The sequence below is a fragment of the Escherichia ruysiae genome (genome assembly GCF_031323975.1).
GTDB classification, from domain to species: Bacteria; Pseudomonadota; Gammaproteobacteria; order Enterobacterales; family Enterobacteriaceae; genus Escherichia; species Escherichia ruysiae.
On sequence record NZ_JAVIWS010000001.1, the window covers coordinates 1,395,181 to 1,415,217 of the forward strand.

The window sequence follows — 20,037 nt, forward strand, 5'->3', positions numbered from 1 at the left end:
TACTTAAGCCTTACAGGCTTTCAGTAAAGGTACGAGCGATAACGTCGCGCTGCTGTTCCGGAGTCAGAGAGTTGAAGCGAACTGCATAACCGGATACACGGATGGTCAGCTGCGGATATTTTTCCGGATGCTTAACTGCATCTTCCAGAGTTTCACGACGCAGAACGTTTACGTTCAGGTGCTGGCCACCTTCAACGCGAACTTCTGGTTTAACTTCTACTGGAACTTCACGGTATTCAATGTCACCCAGTTTGCTTACTGCAACCACTTCGTCTTCTGCAAAACCTGCTTTCGCAACGATGCAACGCGCTTCGCCTTTTTCGCTGTCCAGCAGCCAGAAAGAGTTCAGCAGATCGTCATTAGCGGCTTTAGTAATCTGGATACCTGTAATCATGTGATGCCTCCCCGGCAAATTATTTGATTTGATTAGCCTGTTGCGGCCAATTGGTAAAACCATTGTTGCTTGAGTGTATATATACTCCTCAAACACCCTTGATTCTTTGATTTAAATCAACAAAAACCACACATCAAATGTGGTCGTAAATGGATTTTATTGTTTTACATCAACTTATACGAGTGTGGAATTTTACCAATTTACATTTTTTTGCACTCGTTTATGGCTAAAAAATGAGCTTGATTTTGTTCTGTAGAAAGAAGCAGTTAAGCTAGGCGGATTGAAGATCCGCAGGAGAGCGAGATGACTAACCAATTAACCTGGCATGACGTGCTGGCTGAAGAAAAGCAGCAACCCTATTTTCTTAACACCCTCCAGACCGTTGCCAGCGAGCGGCAGTCCGGGATAACCATCTACCCACCACAAAAAGATGTCTTTAACGCCTTTCGCTTTACTGAACTGGGCGATGTCAAAGTGGTGATCCTCGGTCAGGATCCTTACCACGGCTCCGGACAAGCGCACGGTCTGGCATTTTCCGTTCGCCCAGGCATTGCTATACCGCCTTCTCTACTGAATATGTACAAAGAGCTGGAAAATACCCTTCCAGGCTTTACTCGCCCGACACATGGCTATCTTGAAAGCTGGGCACGTCAAGGGGTTCTCCTGCTCAACACCGTATTGACGGTGCGCGCAGGCCAGGCACATTCCCACGCCAGCCTCGGCTGGGAAACGTTTACTGATAAAGTCATCAGCCTGATTAATCAGCATCGTGAAGGCGTGGTGTTTTTGTTGTGGGGATCACATGCGCAAAAGAAAGGGGCGATTATAGATAAGCAACGCCATCACGTGCTGAAAGCGCCACATCCGTCACCGCTTTCGGCGCATCGTGGATTCTTTGGCTGCAACCATTTTGTGCTGGCAAATCAGTGGCTGGTACAACGTGGCGAGACGCCGATTGACTGGATGCCAGTATTACCGGCAGAGAGTGAGTAATTGACGGAAAAATACCGGATGGCAGAATTGCCATCCGGCTGATTTATCAGGCTTTATTCTGACGCCACCATTCGCCAAGCAGCACACCAGTTGCGACAGAGATATTCAGCCCGGCAACGTTGCCAGTACCGTCAATCTTCACGCGCAGATCGTTCGGATCGCGTGCGGCATCCGGTAACCCTTCATATTCCTGACCCAGCACCAGCACCATTTTCGCTGGCAGACTGGTTTTGAACAGCGGTTTACCCTGTTCGCTGGAAGTGGTTACCACGGTGTAACCCGCCTGACGGAAATCATCCAGCACGTTAACAATGTTGTCGCCGGTAATCGGCTGAACGTGCTCTGCGCCGCCTTCTGCGGTACGGATTGCCGCACCCGATTCCAGCAACGCTGCATCCTGCACCACAACGCCTTTCACGCCGAAGTGCGCACAGCTACGCATCATGCCACCCAGGTTATGCGGGTTAGATTCGTTTTCCAGCGCCAGTACGCAATCCTGCGCGCCAGCCTGGCTTACCCACTGCTGTACGGTTGTGCCGTTACGCTTTTTGATCAGGAAGCAAACGCCGCCGTGATGTTCCGTGCCTGACGCTTTTGTCAGTTCCGCTTCATCCACTACATGGTACGCTTTGCGGTTTGCCGCCATCCAGCGCAATGCTTCTTTAAAACGTGGCGTTACGCTCTGGATAAACCAGGCGCGAACAATCGCTTCCGGACGGCTCTGGAACAGTGCCTGACATGCATTTTCGCCGTAGACGCGGGTTTCTTCCGCACGCTGACGACGCAAAACTTCGGGATCAATAAAACTTTTACCACTGATGCCACCGTGATCGGCCTTTTCTGGTGCCTCATCACCCGGCGCGCGGGAAACGGTGCGCCACGGCGACTCTTCCCACTTGCGGTCACGGGGCTGACTCTGTTTGTCATCGCGGGCGGGGCGACGGCCACCGTCAGCACGAGATTTTCCTGGACGCCCGCCCCCTTTCCCGGTTCGCGGGTTATGGGTACGTTTATCAGAATCATCATCACTGCGGACATACATCACTTTGACCTTGCCGCTTTTACCTTTCATTTCATCGTTCATGCTTTTCTCCACCAGCGCTGCGCGAAGCGCGCAGATTACCCGAAGTGCGCGCGGTTCGCCATGATTTCGTACCAAAGCCTGCGACTATCATATCTATTGAATAAAACAGATTGTTGTCTGGAACATTGCCTTTGATAATATGTAACATATTAGAAACATACCGGCGTCATTGCCGATAAGTCTCCTTACTCATCCCGAGGTTAGTTATGAATACCGTTTGTACCCATTGTCAGGCCATCAATCGCATTCCCGACGATCGGATCGAAGATGCGGCAAAATGCGGACGCTGCGGTCACGACCTGTTTGACGGAGAGGTGATTAATGCGACCGGTGAAACACTCGACAAATTGCTGAAAGACGATCTGCCTGTAGTGATCGACTTCTGGGCGCCGTGGTGCGGCCCTTGCCGTAACTTCGCGCCGATTTTTGAAGATGTTGCGCAAGAGCGTAGCGGTAAAGTGCGTTTTGTAAAAGTGAATACCGAAGCCGAACGTGAATTAAGCAGCCGCTTTGGTATTCGTAGCATTCCGACGATCATGATTTTCAAAAATGGTCAGGTTGTTGACATGCTTAACGGCGCTGTGCCGAAAGCGCCGTTCGATAGCTGGTTGAACGAATCTCTTTAATCTTGCCGGGGCGCATCTTGTGCCCCGTTTTCTCCTCTGCGACAATGGCGGTTTTTCGACGCTCTCTCTCATGACCGAAAACGCTGTTCTCCAGTTACGCGCCGAACGTATTGCACGCGCAACGCGTCCTTTTCTTGCCCGTGGTAATCGCGTTCGTCGTTGCCAACGCTGTCTTTTGCCAGAGAAACTTTGCCTCTGTTCGACAATCACCCCAACTGAAGCAAAAAGCCGTTTTTGTTTGCTGATGTTCGATACCGAGCCAATGAAGCCCAGCAATACCGGACGTTTAATTGCTGATATCTTGCCGGATACTGTCGCGTTTCAATGGTCGCGTACCGAACCCTCGCAAGATTTGCTGGATCTGGTACAAAACCCGGATTATCAGCCAATGGTGGTTTTTCCTGCCTCGTATGCCGGCGAGCAACGGGAAGTCATCTTCTCGCCGCCTTCCGGTAAGCCGCCGCTGTTTATTATGCTCGATGGCACCTGGCCGGAAGCACGCAAGATGTTTCGTAAAAGTCCGTATCTGGATAATTTCCCGGTTATTTCCGTCGATCTTTCCCGGCTTTCTGCCTATCGCCTGCGTGAAGCCCAGGCCGAAGGCCAATATTGTACTGCCGAAGTAGCCATCGCACTTTTAGATATGGCAGGCGATACCGAAGCAGCAACGGGCTTAGGCGAGCATTTCACTCGTTTTAAAACGCGCTATCTGGCAGGAAAAACGCAACATCTGGGTAGCATCACAGCAGAACTGTTAGAAAGCGTTTAAAATCATTCGGTCACTTCTGCGGGAGACCGGTATGAGTCAGCGAGGACTGGAAGCACTACTGCGACCAAAATCGATTGCGGTAATTGGCGCATCGATGAAACCCAATCGCGCAGGTTACCTGATGATGCGTAACCTGCTGGCGGGAGGCTTTAACGGACCGGTACTCCCGGTGACGCCAGCCTGGAAAGCGGTGTTGGGTGTGTTGGCCTGGCCGGATATTGCCAGCTTACCCTTTACACCCGACCTTGCGGTTTTATGTACCAATGCCAGCCGTAATCTTGCTCTTCTGGAAGAGCTCGGCGAGAAAGGCTGTAAAACCTGCATTATTCTTTCTGCACCGGCATCTCAACACGAAGATCTCCGCGCCTGCGCCTTGCGCCATAACATGCGCTTGCTAGGACCAAACAGTCTGGGCTTACTGGCTCCCTGGCAAGGTCTGAATGCCAGCTTTTCGCCTGTGCCGATTAAACGCGGCAAGCTGGCGTTTATTTCGCAATCGGCTGCCGTCTCCAACACCATCCTCGACTGGGCGCAACAGCGTGAGATGGGCTTTTCGTATTTTATTGCTCTCGGCGACAGCCTGGATATCGACGTTGATGAATTGCTCGACTATCTGGCGCGCGACAGTAAAACCAGTGCCATCCTGCTCTACCTCGAACAGTTAAGCGATGCGCGACGCTTTGTTTCGGCTGCCCGTAGCGCCTCGCGCAATAAACCGATTCTGGTGATTAAAAGCGGACGTAGCCCAGCGGCGCAACGTCTGTTGAACACCACGGCAGGAATGGATCCGGCGTGGGATGCAGCTATTCAGCGTGCAGGTTTATTACGAGTGCAGGACACTCACGAACTGTTTTCGGCGGTAGAAACCCTTAGCCATATGCGCCCGCTACGTGGCGACCGGCTGATGATAATCAGCAACGGTGCCGCGCCTGCCGCGCTGGCACTGGATGCCTTATGGTCGCGCAATGGCAAGCTGGCAACGCTAAGTGAAGAGATTTGCCAGAAACTGCGCGATGCGCTGCCAGAACATGTTGCTATCTCTAACCCGCTCGATCTGCGCGATGACGCCAGCAGCGAGCATTATGTCAAAACGCTGGATATTCTGTTTCACAGCCAGGATTTTGATGCGCTGATGGTTATTCATTCGCCCAGCGCCGCAGCGCCCGCAACAGAAAGTGCGCAAGCATTAATTGAAGCGGTAAAACATCACCCTCGCAGCAAGTATTTATCTCTGCTGACGAACTGGTGTGGAGAACACTCCTCGCAAGAGGCACGACGTTTATTCAGCGAAGCCGGGCTGCCGACCTATCGAACGCCGGAAGGTACTATTACCGCTTTTATGCATATGGTGGAGTACCGACGTAATCAGAAGCAACTACGCGAAACGCCGGCGCTGCCCAGCAATCTGACCTCTAATACCGCAGAAGCGCATCTTCTGTTGCAACAGGCGATTGCCGAAGGGGCTACGTCGCTCGATACCCATGAAGTTCAGCCCATTCTGCAAGAGTATGGCATGAACACGCTCCCTACCTGGATTGCCAGTGATAGCACCGAAGCGGTGCATATTGCCGAACAGATTGGTTATCCGGTGGCACTGAAATTGCGTTCGCCGGATATTCCACATAAATCGGAAGTTCAGGGCGTCATGCTGTACCTGCGTACAGCCAATGAAGTCCAGCAAGCGGCAAACGCTATTTTCGATCGCGTAAAAATGACCTGGCCGCAGGCGCGGGTCCACGGCCTGTTGGTGCAAAGTATGGCTAACCGTGCTGGCGCTCAGGAGTTGCGGGTTGTGGTTGAGCACGATCCGGTTTTCGGGCCGCTTATCATGCTGGGTGAAGGCGGTGTGGAGTGGCGTCCTGAAGATCAAGCCGTCGTCGCACTGCCGCCGCTGAATATGAACCTGGCCCGCTATCTGGTTATTCAGGGAATCAAAAGTAAAAAGATTCGTGCGCGCAGTGCGCTACGCCCATTAGATGTTGCAGGCCTGAGCCAGCTTCTGGTGCAGGTTTCCAACTTGATTGTCGATTGCCCGGAAATTCAGCGTCTGGATATTCATCCTTTGCTGGCTTCTGGCAGTGAATTTACCGCGCTGGATGTCACGCTGGATATCGCGCCGTTTGAAGGCGATAACGAGAGTCGGCTGGCAGTGCGCCCTTATCCGCATCAGCTGGAAGAATGGGTAGAATTGAAAAACGGTGAACGCTGCTTGTTCCGCCCGATTTTGCCAGAAGATGAGCCACAACTTCAGCAATTCATTTCGCGAGTCACCAAAGAAGATCTTTATTACCGCTACTTTAGCGAGATCAACGAATTTACCCATGAAGATTTAGCCAACATGACACAGATCGACTACGATCGGGAAATGGCGTTTGTAGCGGTACGACGTATTGATCAAACGGAAGAGATCCTCGGCGTCACGCGTGCGATTTCCGATCCTGATAACATCGATGCCGAATTTGCTGTACTGGTTCGCTCGGATCTCAAAGGGTTAGGCTTAGGTCGACGCTTAATGGAAAAGTTGATTACCTATACGCGAGATCACGGACTACAACGTCTGAATGGTATTACGATGCCAAACAATCGTGGCATGGTGGCGCTAGCCCGCAAGCTCGGGTTTAACGTTGATATCCAGCTCGAAGAGGGGATCGTTGGGCTTACGCTAAATCTTGCCCAGCGCGAGGAATCATGAGTAAGGTACTGGAAATGTTGACCACTTAATCGGGACTGGTGTTATTATTGCCCGCTTATGTCGTCTGCATTGCACAGAGGACCCTTCAATGAACAGAGAAGAAATGCACTGTGATGTTGTCAAAATTTAAGCGTAATAAACATCAACAACACCTTGCCCAACTACCCAAGATTTCTCAATCAGTTGATGATGTCGATTTCTTTTACGCTCCCGCCGACTTCCGGGAGACGCTGCTGGAAAAAATAGCCAGCGCGAAGCAGCGCATTTGCATTGTCGCCCTGTATCTCGAACAGGATGACGGTGGCAAAGGCATTCTGAACGCGTTGTATGAGGCTAAAAGGCAGCGTCCGGAACTGGATGTGCGGGTGCTGGTCGACTGGCATCGTGCACAACGTGGACGCATTGGCGCTGCGGCATCTAACACTAACGCTGACTGGTACTGCCGCATGGCGCAGGAAAATCCGGGCGTAGATGTTCCGGTTTATGGCGTTCCAATCAATACCCGTGAAGCCCTTGGTGTTCTGCACTTTAAAGGCTTTATCATCGACGATAGCGTACTTTATAGCGGTGCCAGCCTGAACGATGTTTACCTGCATCAGCACGATAAATATCGCTACGACCGTTATCATCTGATCCGTAACCGTAAGATGTCAGACATTATGTTTGAATGGGTTACACAGAATATTATGAATGGTCGCGGCGTTAATCGTCTGGATGATGTTAATCGCCCAAAAAGTCCGGAAATCAAGAACGACATTCGCCTGTTCCGCCAGGAGCTGCGTGATGCCGCTTATCATTTCCAGGGCGATGCCGACAACGATCAGCTTTCCGTAACGCCGTTGGTAGGTCTGGGGAAATCGAGTCTGTTGAACAAGACCATTTTCCATCTTATGCCTTGTGCCGAGCAGAAACTAACCATCTGCACCCCCTACTTCAACCTGCCAGCAATCCTTGTGCGCAATATCATCCAGTTGCTGCGCGAAGGGAAAAAGGTCGAAATTATTGTTGGTGATAAAACCGCGAATGACTTCTACATTCCGGAAGATGAACCTTTCAAGATAATTGGCGCACTGCCTTATCTTTATGAGATCAATCTGCGTCGCTTCCTGAGCCGTTTGCAGTATTACGTCAATACTGACCAGTTAGTGGTTCGGTTATGGAAAGATGACGACAACACCTATCACCTGAAAGGGATGTGGGTTGATGATAAGTGGATGCTGGTAACCGGTAATAACCTGAACCCACGCGCCTGGCGTCTGGATCTGGAAAACGCCATTTTGATCCACGATCCGCAACTGGAGCTTGCACCACAGCGTGAGAAAGAACTGGAGCTGATCCGCGAGCATACTACCATCGTTAAGCACTACCGCGATCTGCAAAGTATTGCCGATTATCCGGTGAAGGTTCGCAAACTTATCCGCCGTTTGCGCCGTATCCGCATCGACCGATTAATTAGCCGCATCCTGTAATCACAACCCCGTCCTGTACGGGGTTTGTTTTTTGGAGGCCACGTTTTGCGTATTCTTTTTGTCTGTTCGCTATTGTTACTTTCTGGATGCAGCCACATGGCTAACGATAGCTGGAGCGGGCAGGATAAAGCTCAACACTTTATCGCCTCGGCGATGCTTTCTGCCGCCGGAAATGAATACGCACAGCATCAGGGAATGAGCTCTGACCGTAGCGCCACGTTCGGGCTGATGTTCTCTGTAGGGCTGGGCGCGTCAAAAGAACTTTGGGATAGCCGCCCTGAAGGGAGCGGCTGGAGCTGGAAAGATTTTGCCTGGGATATCGCCGGTGCAAGCACCGGCTATACCATCTGGCAACTGGCGCATCACTAAAGACGCATTCCCTTCCCTTTGCGATGCAATGTTAGTGAAACCAGAAATGCAATAACTGACATAAAGGTGACATACCAGAAGAAGGCTGTTTCCATTCCTACCGATTTCAACGATAACGCTACATACTCTGCGGAGCCACCAAATATAGCATTGGCGACTGCATATGACAGACCAACGCCTAATGCGCGAACCTGTGCCGGGAACATCTCAGCCTTCAGTATTCCACTGATTGAAGTATAAAAACTCACTATCAGCAGGGCGCACATCACCAGACCAAAAGCGGCATAAGGAGAGGAAACGTTCTGCAATGCTGAAAGAATCGGAACGGTAAAAATGGCTGCCAGAGAACCGAAACATAACATTGAAGTTCGGCGGCCAATCTTATCCGACAGTGCCCCAATGAGCGGCTGGATGAGCATAAATACAAACAGTGCTGCTGTCATAATGCCGCTTGCTACGTTTGCGTGCATTCCCGCAGTATTCACCAGATACTTCTGCATGTAAGTGGTGAAGGTATAGAAACAAAGGGAGCCCGCAGCGGTAAAACCGAGAACCATGATGAATGCTCGGCGATTGCGCCATAATCCTTTCAGAGATCCAGCTTCTTTTAAAGCGCGTGTTTCTTGTTGTGAAGTTTCATCCAATTGACGGCGTAACCACAACGCTACAACAGCTAACACAGCTCCTAACGCAAAAGGAATACGCCATCCCCACTCTCTGAGTGCAGCGTCTTCCATGGTGTGTTGTAAAACCACGACAACCAGTAGGGCTAGCAGTTGTCCGCCGATCAACGTGACATACTGAAATGAAGCATAAAAACCTTTACGACCTTCTACTGCGACTTCACTCATATAGGTGGCGCTGGTGCCATATTCTCCGCCAACGGATAATCCCTGAAATAAACGCGCGAGAAGCAATAATGCCGGAGCCCACGTACCGATTGTTTCATAACCAGGCAAACAGGCGATTACCAGTGAGCCGAAACACATCATACACACCGATAACAGCATCGATTTTTTACGACCATGTTTATCGGCTATGCGTCCAAATAGCCAACCGCCTATTGGGCGCATCAGGAATCCCGCAGCAAAAACACCGGCTGTTTGCAGTAGTTGAGTAGTCGTGTTCCCAGAAGGGAAGAAGATGTGGGCGAAGTAGAGTGAACAGAACGAGTAGACATAGAAATCGAACCACTCGACCAGATTACCTGAAGAGGCCCCCACAATTGCCCAAATGCGGCGACGAGTATCACTACTTGTCAGTTTGCCGTCTGCCGTTACAGTGCTTTCTGCCATGCCACTATTTCTCCTGCCCTAATCCGATGCTTTGTCGGTTGCTGTTGTTTATTTTTTTAGTAAATAAAATGTTATACATTTGTTGTGTATCATTATACAACCTTAACCATGAATTTAGTTAGCAGGAAAATGGTTATTGAGGATCTTAACGATAGATTTCTGGTAAAGGGGACGTATGGAAGTGGGCAAATTGGGGAAGCCGTATTTGCTGGCGTATGTGGAGGAATAATGCGCGGTTTCCCCCTACCGTGCCTGCGTAGACCGGACAAGACGCGCCAGCGTCGCATCCGGCATTTTTTTGCACCAACGCAAAAAGGCCATCCTTACGGATGGCCTTCTGCTTTATCTGATGCCTGGCAGTTCCCTACTCTCGCATGGGGAGACCCCACACTACCATCGGCGCTACGGCGTTTCACTTCTGAGTTCGGCATGGGGTCAGGTGGGACCACCGCGCTACGGCCGCCAGGCAAATTCTGTTTATCAACACGTCTTATTCCGACCTGTCGATTTAATCTGTATCAGGCTGAAAATCTTCTCTCATCCGCCAAAACACCTTCGGCGTTGTAAGGTTAAGCCTCACGGTTCATTAGTACCGGTTAGCTCAACGCATCGCTGCGCTTACACACCCGGCCTATCAACGTCGTCGTCTTCAACGTTCCTTCAGGACTCTCAAGGAGTCAGGGAGAACTCATCTCGGGGCAAGTTTCGTGCTTAGATGCTTTCAGCACTTATCTCTTCCGCATTTAGCTACCGGGCAGTGCCATTGGCATGACAACCCGAACACCAGTGATGCGTCCACTCCGGTCCTCTCGTACTAGGAGCAGCCCCCCTCAGTTCTCCAGCGCCCACGGCAGATAGGGACCGAACTGTCTCACGACGTTCTAAACCCAGCTCGCGTACCACTTTAAATGGCGAACAGCCATACCCTTGGGACCTACTTCAGCCCCAGGATGTGATGAGCCGACATCGAGGTGCCAAACACCGCCGTCGATATGAACTCTTGGGCGGTATCAGCCTGTTATCCCCGGAGTACCTTTTATCCGTTGAGCGATGGCCCTTCCATTCAGAACCACCGGATCACTATGACCTGCTTTCGCACCTGCTCGCGCCGTCACGCTCGCAGTCAAGCTGGCTTATGCCATTGCACTAACCTCCTGATGTCCGACCAGGATTAGCCAACCTTCGTGCTCCTCCGTTACTCTTTAGGAGGAGACCGCCCCAGTCAAACTACCCACCAGACACTGTCCGCAACCCGGATAACGGGTCTACGTTAGAACATCAAACATTAAAGGGTGGTATTTCAAGGTCGGCTCCACGCAGACTGGCGTCCACGCTTCAAAGCCTCCCACCTATCCTACACATCAAGGCTCAATGTTCAGTGTCAAGCTATAGTAAAGGTTCACGGGGTCTTTCCGTCTTGCCGCGGGTACACTGCATCTTCACAGCGAGTTCAATTTCACTGAGTCTCGGGTGGAGACAGCCTGGCCATCATTACGCCATTCGTGCAGGTCGGAACTTACCCGACAAGGAATTTCGCTACCTTAGGACCGTTATAGTTACGGCCGCCGTTTACCGGGGCTTCGATCAAGAGCTTCGCCTTGCGGCTGACCCCATCAATTAACCTTCCGGCACCGGGCAGGCGTCACACCGTATACGTCCACTTTCGTGTTTGCACAGTGCTGTGTTTTTAATAAACAGTTGCAGCCAGCTGGTATCTTCGACTGATTTCAGCTCCACGAGCAAGTCGCTTCACCTACATATCAGCGTGCCTTCTCCCGAAGTTACGGCACCATTTTGCCTAGTTCCTTCACCCGAGTTCTCTCAAGCGCCTTGGTATTCTCTACCTGACCACCTGTGTCGGTTTGGGGTACGATTTGATGTTACCTGATGCTTAGAGGCTTTTCCTGGAAGCAGGGCATTTGTTGCTTCAGCACCGTAGTGCCTCGTCATCACGCCTCAGCCTTGATTTTCCGGATTTGCCTGGAAAACCAGCCTACACGCTTAAACCGGGACAACCGTCGCCCGGCCAACATAGCCTTCTCCGTCCCCCCTTCGCAGTAACACCAAGTACAGGAATATTAACCTGTTTCCCATCGACTACGCCTTTCGGCCTCGCCTTAGGGGTCGACTCACCCTGCCCCGATTAACGTTGGACAGGAACCCTTGGTCTTCCGGCGAGCGGGCTTTTCACCCGCTTTATCGTTACTTATGTCAGCATTCGCACTTCTGATACCTCCAGCAACCCTCACAGGCCACCTTCACAGGCTTACAGAACGCTCCCCTACCCAACAACACATAGTGTCGCTGCCGCAGCTTCGGTGCATGGTTTAGCCCCGTTACATCTTCCGCGCAGGCCGACTCGACCAGTGAGCTATTACGCTTTCTTTAAATGATGGCTGCTTCTAAGCCAACATCCTGGCTGTCTGGGCCTTCCCACATCGTTTCCCACTTAACCATGACTTTGGGACCTTAGCTGGCGGTCTGGGTTGTTTCCCTCTTCACGACGGACGTTAGCACCCGCCGTGTGTCTCCCGTGATAACATTCTCCGGTATTCGCAGTTTGCATCGGGTTGGTAAGTCGGGATGACCCCCTTGCCGAAACAGTGCTCTACCCCCGGAGATGAATTCACGAGGCGCTACCTAAATAGCTTTCGGGGAGAACCAGCTATCTCCCGGTTTGATTGGCCTTTCACCCCCAGCCACAAGTCATCCGCTAATTTTTCAACATTAGTCGGTTCGGTCCTCCAGTTAGTGTTACCCAACCTTCAACCTGCCCATGGCTAGATCACCGGGTTTCGGGTCTATACCCTGCAACTTAACGCCCAGTTAAGACTCGGTTTCCCTTCGGCTCCCCTATTCGGTTAACCTTGCTACAGAATATAAGTCGCTGACCCATTATACAAAAGGTACGCAGTCACCCTGATAAATCAAGGCTCCCACTGCTTGTACGTACACGGTTTCAGGTTCTTTTTCACTCCCCTCGCCGGGGTTCTTTTCGCCTTTCCCTCACGGTACTGGTTCACTATCGGTCAGTCAGGAGTATTTAGCCTTGGAGGATGGTCCCCCCATATTCAGACAGGATACCACGTGTCCCGCCCTACTCATCGAGCTCACAGTATGTGCATTTTTGTGTACGGGGCTGTCACCCTGTATCGCGCGCCTTTCCAGACGCTTCCACTAACACACACACTGATTCAGGCTCTGGGCTGCTCCCCGTTCGCTCGCCGCTACTGGGGGAATCTCGGTTGATTTCTTTTCCTCGGGGTACTTAGATGTTTCAGTTCCCCCGGTTCGCCTCATTAACCTATGGATTCAGTTAATGATAGTGTGACGAATCACACTGGGTTTCCCCATTCGGAAATCGCCGGTTATAACGGTTCATATCACCTTACCGACGCTTATCGCAGATTAGCACGTCCTTCATCGCCTCTGACTGCCAGGGCATCCACCGTGTACGCTTAGTCGCTTAACCTCACAACCCGAAGATGTTTCGTAAAACACCATCGTGTTGCGAAAATTTGAGAGACTCACGAATAATCTTTCGACTATTCAGTGTTTCAATTTTCAGCTTGATCCAGATTTTTAAAGAGCAAATATCTCAAACATCACTCGTAAGTGAGTTTTGAGATATTAAGGCAGGTGACTTTCACTCACAAACCAGCAAGTGGCGTCCCCTAGGGGATTCGAACCCCTGTTACCGCCGTGAAAGGGCGGTGTCCTGGGCCTCTAGACGAAGGGGACGTATCAGTCTGCTTCGCAAGACGCCTTGCTTTTCACTTTCTATCAGACAATCTGTGTGAGCACTTCAAAGAACGCTTCTTTAAGGTAAGGAGGTGATCCAACCGCAGGTTCCCCTACGGTTACCTTGTTACGACTTCACCCCAGTCATGAATCACAAAGTGGTAAGCGCCCTCCCGAAGGTTAAGCTACCTACTTCTTTTGCAACCCACTCCCATGGTGTGACGGGCGGTGTGTACAAGGCCCGGGAACGTATTCACCGTGGCATTCTGATCCACGATTACTAGCGATTCCGACTTCATGGAGTCGAGTTGCAGACTCCAATCCGGACTACGACGCACTTTATGAGGTCCGCTTGCTCTCGCGAGGTCGCTTCTCTTTGTATGCGCCATTGTAGCACGTGTGTAGCCCTGGTCGTAAGGGCCATGATGACTTGACGTCATCCCCACCTTCCTCCAGTTTATCACTGGCAGTCTCCTTTGAGTTCCCGGCCGGACCGCTGGCAACAAAGGATAAGGGTTGCGCTCGTTGCGGGACTTAACCCAACATTTCACAACACGAGCTGACGACAGCCATGCAGCACCTGTCTCACGGTTCCCGAAGGCACATTCTCATCTCTGAAAACTTCCGTGGATGTCAAGACCAGGTAAGGTTCTTCGCGTTGCATCGAATTAAACCACATGCTCCACCGCTTGTGCGGGCCCCCGTCAATTCATTTGAGTTTTAACCTTGCGGCCGTACTCCCCAGGCGGTCGACTTAACGCGTTAGCTCCGGAAGCCACGCCTCAAGGGCACAACCTCCAAGTCGACATCGTTTACGGCGTGGACTACCAGGGTATCTAATCCTGTTTGCTCCCCACGCTTTCGCACCTGAGCGTCAGTCTTCGTCCAGGGGGCCGCCTTCGCCACCGGTATTCCTCCAGATCTCTACGCATTTCACCGCTACACCTGGAATTCTACCCCCCTCTACGAGACTCAAGCCTGCCAGTATCAGATGCAGTTCCCAGGTTGAGCCCGGGGATTTCACATCTGACTTAACAGACCGCCTGCGTGCGCTTTACGCCCAGTAATTCCGATTAACGCTTGCACCCTCCGTATTACCGCGGCTGCTGGCACGGAGTTAGCCGGTGCTTCTTCTGCGGGTAACGTCAATGAGCAAAGGTATTAACTTTACCCCCTTCCTCCCCGCTGAAAGTACTTTACAACCCGAAGGCCTTCTTCATACACGCGGCATGGCTGCATCAGGCTTGCGCCCATTGTGCAATATTCCCCACTGCTGCCTCCCGTAGGAGTCTGGACCGTGTCTCAGTTCCAGTGTGGCTGGTCATCCTCTCAGACCAGCTAGGGATCGTCGCCTAGGTGAGCCGTTACCCCACCTACTAGCTAATCCCATCTGGGCACATCCGATGGCAAGAGGCCCGAAGGTCCCCCTCTTTGGTCTTGCGACGTTATGCGGTATTAGCTACCGTTTCCAGTAGTTATCCCCCTCCATCGGGCAGTTTCCCAGACATTACTCACCCGTCCGCCACTCGTCAGCAAAGCAGCAAGCTGCTTCCTGTTACCGTTCGACTTGCATGTGTTAGGCCTGCCGCCAGCGTTCAATCTGAGCCATGATCAAACTCTTCAATTTAAAAGTTTGATGCTCAAAGAATTAAACTTCGTAATGAATTACGTGTTCACTCTTGAGACTTGGTATTCATTTATCGTCTTGCGACGTTAAGAATCCGTATCTTCGAGTGCCCACACAGATTGTCTGATAAATTGTTAAAGAGCAGTGCCGCTTCGCTTTTTCTCAGCGGCGCGGGGTGTGCATAATACGCTTTCCCGCCACAGAGTCAAGCATTTTTTGCTTTTCTCTGTTGAGATTCTCAGGAGAACCCCGCTGACCCGGCGGCGTGTTTGCCGTTGTTCCGTGTCAGTGGTGGCGCATTATAGGGAGTTATTCCGGCCTGACAAGCGAAAAATAAAAAAACTTTATCGTTCGCTCATTTTTCAAGCAAAACATCTTAAATATAGTCTTTTCCGTCTAACTTATAGACAAAAACGAGCCCCGAAGGGCTCGTTTTATCATTACTGGACGGCGACAATCCGGTCTTCATTAACTTCCAGGCGAATAACTTTACCCGGAACCAATTCACCAGATAGTATTTGCTGTGCCAGCGGGTTTTCGATCTGCTGCTGGATAGCACGTTTCAGAGGACGAGCACCATAGACCGGATCGTAACCGTTCTCGCTCAGCAGTTTCAGCGCCTCGTCAGAAATGTGGATTTCATAACCACGTTCTTCCAGACGTTTGTACAGACGTTTCAACTGAATCTGCGCAATCGACGCAATGTGCTGTTCACCCAGCGGATGGAAGACCACCACTTCATCGATACGGTTAATGAATTCCGGACGGAAGTTATGGCTCACCACACCGAGCACCAGCTCTTTCATGTGTGCATAATCCAGTTCACCAAAGCGTTCCTGAATCAAATCGGAACCGAGGTTAGAGGTCATAATGACCACCGTATTGCGGAAGTCGACCGTTCTCCCCTGCCCGTCAGTCAGACGCCCATCATCCAGTACCTGTAACAGAATGTTGAAAACATCCGGATGCGCTTTTTCCACTTCATCCAGCAGGATGACGGAATACGGACGACGACGCACCGCTTCGGTCAGGTAGCCACCTTCCTCATAACCGACATATCCCGGAGGCGCACCAACCAGACGAGACACCGAGTGTTTCTCCATAAACTCGGACATATCGATACGGACCATCGCCTCGTCGCTATCAAACATAAAGTTCGCCAGCGCCTTACAAAGCTCAGTTTTCCCCACACCAGTTGGGCCGAGGAACAGGAATGAACCAATCGGGCGATTTGGATCCGCCAGCCCCGCACGGCTACGACGAATAGCGTTAGATACCGCATCAACCGCTTCGTTCTGACCAATAACGCGATGGTGCAGTTCTTGCTCCATACGCAGCAGTTTTTCGCGCTCGCTTTCCATCATGCGAGAAACCGGAATCCCAGTCCAACGCGCCAGCACTTCAGCAATTTCGGCGTCGGTCACTTTATTACGCAACAGACGCATAGTTTTGCCTTCGAGCTGCGTTGCGGCTTCCAGTTGCTTTTCCAGTTCTGGGATTTTGCCGTATTGCAGTTCAGACATCCGCGCCAGGTCACCTACACGGCGAGCCTGTTCAATAGCGATTTTCGCCTGTTCCAGTTCTGCTTTAATGGTCTGTGTACCAGAAAGCGATGCTTTCTCTGCTTTCCACTCTTCTTCTAACTCGGAGTACTGACGTTCTTTGTCGCTCAGTTCTTCGTTGAGCATATCCAGGCGTTTTTTACTGGCTTCATCAGACTCTTTCATTAACGCCTGTTGTTCCAGTTTGAGCTGGATGATACGACGATCGAGTCGGTCGAGTTCTTCTGGTTTTGAGTCAATCTGCATACGAATGCTGGATGCTGCTTCATCGATCAGGTCGATGGCTTTATCCGGCAGTTGACGGTCAGCAATGTAGCGATGAGACAACGTCGCCGCTGCAACAATTGCCGGGTCAGTAATTTGCACATGGTGGTGCAGTTCGTAACGTTCTTTCAGGCCACGCAGAATAGCAATGGTGTCTTCCACCGTTGGCTCGGCGACAAATACTTTCTGGAAGCGACGTTCCAGCGCAGCATCTTTTTCGATGTACTGGCGATATTCGTCCAGCGTCGTGGCACCCACGCAGTGCAGTTCACCACGAGCCAACGCCGGTTTCAGCATGTTCCCGGCGTCCATTGCGCCATCGGCTTTACCCGCGCCGACCATAGTATGTAATTCGTCGATAAACAGGATGACGTTGCCTTCCTGTTTAGCGAGATCGTTCAGTACGCCTTTTAATCGTTCCTCAAACTCACCGCGATATTTTGCCCCGGCCACCAGCGCGCCCATATCCAGCGCCAGTACGCGGCGGCCTTTCAGCCCTTCAGGCACTTCGCCATTGATAATACGCTGCGCCAGACCTTCAACGATGGCAGTCTTACCAACGCCAGGTTCACCAATCAGCACCGGGTTATTTTTAGTACGACGTTGCAGTACCTGAATGGTACGGCGAATTTCTTCATCACGACCAATCACCGGATCGAGTTTGCCCTGTTCGGCACGTTCGGTAAGGTCGATGGTGTATTTTTTCAAAGCCTGACGTTGGTCTTCGGCTCCTTGATCGTTCACGCTTTCACCTCCACGCATTTGTTCAATCGCTTGAGTAATGTTGGCGGTGGTCGCCCCTGCTGCTTTCAGGATGTCGGCCAGCGTGCCGCGAGACTCAAGTGCCGCCAGAACGAACAGTTCTGACGAAATAAAATTATCACCACGTTTTTGCGCCAGCTTGTCGCAAAGATTAAGAACGCGCACCAGATCCTGTGAAGGCTGGACATCGCCACCCGTACCTTCAACCTGCGGTAAACGATTTAATGCCTGATTGATATCTGTGCGCAACTGGCCAGCATTAATGCCAGCGGATGTTAATAAAGGGCTAACCGAACCCCCTTCCTGATTCAGCAGGGCGCTCATTAAATGAAGTGGTTCGATGAATTGGTTGTCGTGCCCGAGTGCAAGTGATTGGGCATCGGCAAGAGCAAGCTGGAATTTATTAGTAAGACGATCCAGACGCATAACTCCTCCCATAACGGATCAAAGTTGCTACTGGAGATTAAATGAGGTCATCCCTCAATTATTCAAGGTTATTGACCAGATTAATGTGAAAAGAAAATCACGCGTACCGGATCGTCTTGATTCTTTAGGTTATATCAGCCAAATGAAACTTGCCATACGACCCGTGGTCTTGTCGCGACGATAAGAGAAGAAAGTCTCATTTTCCGTGAATGTACAGCGGTCGCCGCCGAAAATTTGTTCAACACCAACGCTCGCCAGACGCTGGCGGGCAAGCTGATAAATATCTGCCAGATACTTATCACCATGCTGAATAAAAGCTGTACTCGCTTTGGCGTCTACTGCCATAAATGCCTCGCGGACCTCCCCCCCCACTTCAAACGCGCGTGGACCGATTGCTGGCCCTAACCAGGCGAGAATGTTTTCGGGGTTATCAGCAAAACAGGAGACCGTCTCTTCCAGCACGCCAGCGCACAGTCCACGCCAGCCAGCATGAGCGGCGGCGACTTCCGTTCCCGCACGATTACAAAACAGCACGGGCAGGCAGTCGGCAGTCATCACAGCACAAACCGTGCCGGGTGTGTTGCTATAAGAGGCATCCGCTCGTTTTGAAGCATAGGGTTCGCCAGTAAGCTTAAGCACATCTTTGCCGTGCACCTGCTCAAGCCAGACCGGTTTTGAAGGCAAATTGCCCGCAGCAAAAAGCCGCTTGCGATTCTCCTCAACGTGATCCGGGTTATCGCCACAATGGGCGCCGAGGTTGAGCGAGTCGTAAGGCGGCAAGCTCACGCCGCCGATACGGGTAGAGCTACAGGCCGCAACACCTTTTGGCAGCGGCCACTGCGGGACAATCAGCTTACTCATAACCAGTCAACTTCATCCTTATGCTCTTCGAAATCGGCGCGCATCACCTCAATCAGCTCCACCATATCCTGTGGAATAGGCGCATGCCATTCCATTTCGATGCCGGAGATTGGGTGATAAAGACGCAGCATGGTTGCATGAAGCGCCTGGCGGTCAAACTTACGCAGCGTGGAGATAAATGCTTCCGAAGCCCCTTTTGGCGGACGCGGACGACCACCATAAACCGGATCGCCCACCAGCGGATGAGTGATATGGGCCATATGCACGCGGATCTGGTGCGTACGTCCAGTTTCCAGACGCAACCGCAGACGCGTGTGCACACGGAAGTGTTCCATGATGCGATAGTGAGTGACCGCCGGTTTGCCCATGGGATGTACCGCCATGTGAGTACGTTTGGTTGGGTGGCGACTGATTGGCTCATCCACCGTACCACCAGCGGTCATATGACCAATTGCCACCGCTTCATACTCACGAGTAATTTCACGCCGTTGCAAAGATTCGACTAAACGCGTCTGAGCCGGAACGGTTTTTGCCACAACCATCAGACCAGTGGTGTCTTTATCCAGACGATGGACAATGCCCGCACGTGGAACATCGGCAATTGGCGGATAGTAATGAAGCAACGCATTCAATACCGTGCCATCCGGGTTACCCGCGCCAGGATGTACCACCAGGTCGCGCGGTTTATTAATGACGATGATATCTTCATCTTCATAGACGATATCCAGCGGGATATCCTGCGGTTCAAAACGTGCTTCTTCTTCAATCTCAGCGTTGATGGCAACCTGCTCGCCACCTAATACTTTTTCTTTCGGCTTATCACAAACTTTGCCGTTAACCAGCACGCGCTGGTCGAGGATCCATTCTTTTATCCGCGAACGTGAATAATCCGGGAACATTTCGGCCAAAGCCTGATCTAAGCGTTGACCGAGTTGGTTTTCGGACACCGTTGCAGTGAGCTGTACTCGTTGTGCCATATATACTGCTTCTTCGTTTATCGTTGGGGTTTTACGGCTTTGCCGTTTAATATAGTGTGCTATTGTAGCTGGTCTTAACCGGGAGCAGGAACAGAGAATCTCCCGTATTACATTTTGAGGAAAGTC

At 51.4% G+C, this 20,037-nt stretch carries 12 protein-coding genes, 1 tRNA gene and 3 rRNA genes; 6 read left to right on the top strand and 10 right to left on the bottom strand.

The annotated features are described in order from the left end of the window. Nucleotides 1–10 precede the first annotated feature (10 nt). Nucleotides 11–394, bottom strand: a complete 384-nt coding sequence (gene grcA / locus RGV86_RS06955) for an autonomous glycyl radical cofactor GrcA (protein ID WP_000627804.1) — start codon at nt 392–394, stop codon at nt 11–13. A 303-nt stretch (nt 395–697) separates the two neighbouring features. Between grcA and ung the strand changes: the two genes are divergently transcribed. Beyond that, nucleotides 698–1,387: a uracil-DNA glycosylase gene (ung, locus tag RGV86_RS06960; protein ID WP_000184515.1), complete on the top strand. Its 690-nt coding sequence runs from the start codon at nt 698–700 to the stop codon at nt 1,385–1,387. A 46-nt stretch (nt 1,388–1,433) separates the two neighbouring features. Here ung and RGV86_RS06965 read toward each other — a convergent pair whose 3' ends face one another. Continuing rightward, nucleotides 1,434–2,471, bottom strand: a complete 1,038-nt coding sequence (locus tag RGV86_RS06965; RefSeq protein ID WP_000997415.1) for a tRNA/rRNA methyltransferase — start codon at nt 2,469–2,471, stop codon at nt 1,434–1,436. Between the two features lie 206 nt (nt 2,472–2,677). Between RGV86_RS06965 and trxC the strand changes: the two genes are divergently transcribed. The 5 genes from trxC (at nt 2,678) to RGV86_RS06995 (ending at nt 8,396) form a co-directional block, all read left to right on the top strand. After that, nucleotides 2,678–3,097: a thioredoxin TrxC gene (gene trxC / locus RGV86_RS06970; RefSeq protein WP_001098726.1), complete on the top strand. Its 420-nt coding sequence runs from the start codon at nt 2,678–2,680 to the stop codon at nt 3,095–3,097. A gap of 70 nt (nt 3,098–3,167) precedes the next feature. Continuing rightward, complete coding sequence (gene tapT / locus RGV86_RS06975; RefSeq protein ID WP_000138186.1) at nt 3,168–3,866, top strand: tRNA-uridine aminocarboxypropyltransferase; 699 nt, start codon at nt 3,168–3,170, stop codon at nt 3,864–3,866. A gap of 31 nt (nt 3,867–3,897) precedes the next feature. After that, nucleotides 3,898–6,558 (top strand): peptidyl-lysine N-acetyltransferase PatZ, encoded by a 2,661-nt coding sequence (gene patZ / locus RGV86_RS06980; RefSeq protein ID WP_085461029.1) that lies wholly within the window; start codon nt 3,898–3,900, stop codon nt 6,556–6,558. Nucleotides 6,559–6,671: 113 nt separating this feature from the next. Then, nucleotides 6,672–8,027 carry a CDP-diacylglycerol--serine O-phosphatidyltransferase gene (gene pssA / locus RGV86_RS06990; RefSeq protein WP_000949267.1) on the top strand — a complete coding sequence of 452 codons (1,356 nt, stop codon included), beginning with the start codon at nt 6,672–6,674 and terminating at the stop codon, nt 8,025–8,027. Between the two features lie 45 nt (nt 8,028–8,072). Next, on the top strand, nt 8,073–8,396 hold the full coding sequence (locus tag RGV86_RS06995; RefSeq protein ID WP_085461030.1) for a YfiM family lipoprotein: 324 nt from the start codon (nt 8,073–8,075) through the stop codon (nt 8,394–8,396). Here RGV86_RS06995 and kgtP read toward each other — a convergent pair. The 8 genes from kgtP to rluD form a co-directional block, all read right to left on the bottom strand. Continuing rightward, on the bottom strand, nt 8,393–9,691 hold the full coding sequence (gene kgtP / locus RGV86_RS07000) for an alpha-ketoglutarate permease (protein WP_000841090.1): 1,299 nt from the start codon (nt 9,689–9,691) through the stop codon (nt 8,393–8,395). The genes RGV86_RS06995 and kgtP overlap by 4 nt on opposite strands. A 351-nt stretch (nt 9,692–10,042) precedes the next feature. Next, nucleotides 10,043–10,158: ribosomal RNA gene (rrf, locus tag RGV86_RS07005) — 5S ribosomal RNA — on the bottom strand. A 98-nt stretch (nt 10,159–10,256) separates the two neighbouring features. Continuing rightward, nucleotides 10,257–13,163, bottom strand: a 23S ribosomal RNA gene (locus tag RGV86_RS07010). A 193-nt stretch (nt 13,164–13,356) separates the two neighbouring features. Then, nucleotides 13,357–13,432, bottom strand: a tRNA-Glu gene (locus RGV86_RS07015). Between the two features lie 85 nt (nt 13,433–13,517). Further along, nucleotides 13,518–15,059: ribosomal RNA gene (locus RGV86_RS07020) — 16S ribosomal RNA — on the bottom strand. Together the 16S, 23S and 5S rRNA genes with 1 tRNA gene alongside form the textbook arrangement of a ribosomal RNA operon. 440 nt (nt 15,060–15,499) lie before the next feature. After that, a complete protein-coding gene (gene clpB / locus RGV86_RS07025; RefSeq protein ID WP_002431841.1) occupies nt 15,500–18,073 on the bottom strand; it encodes an ATP-dependent chaperone ClpB in 2,574 nt (857 codons plus the stop codon). A 129-nt stretch (nt 18,074–18,202) separates the two neighbouring features. After that, nucleotides 18,203–18,934 (bottom strand): purine nucleoside phosphorylase YfiH, encoded by a 732-nt coding sequence (yfiH, locus tag RGV86_RS07030; protein WP_085461037.1) that lies wholly within the window; start codon nt 18,932–18,934, stop codon nt 18,203–18,205. After that, the gene (rluD, locus tag RGV86_RS07035; RefSeq protein ID WP_000079112.1) at nt 18,931–19,911 is read right to left on the bottom strand and encodes a 23S rRNA pseudouridine(1911/1915/1917) synthase RluD; all 981 of its coding nucleotides are present in this window, start codon (nt 19,909–19,911) and stop codon (nt 18,931–18,933) included. The genes yfiH and rluD overlap by 4 nt, the downstream gene beginning before the upstream one ends. Nucleotides 19,912–20,037 lie beyond the last annotated feature (126 nt).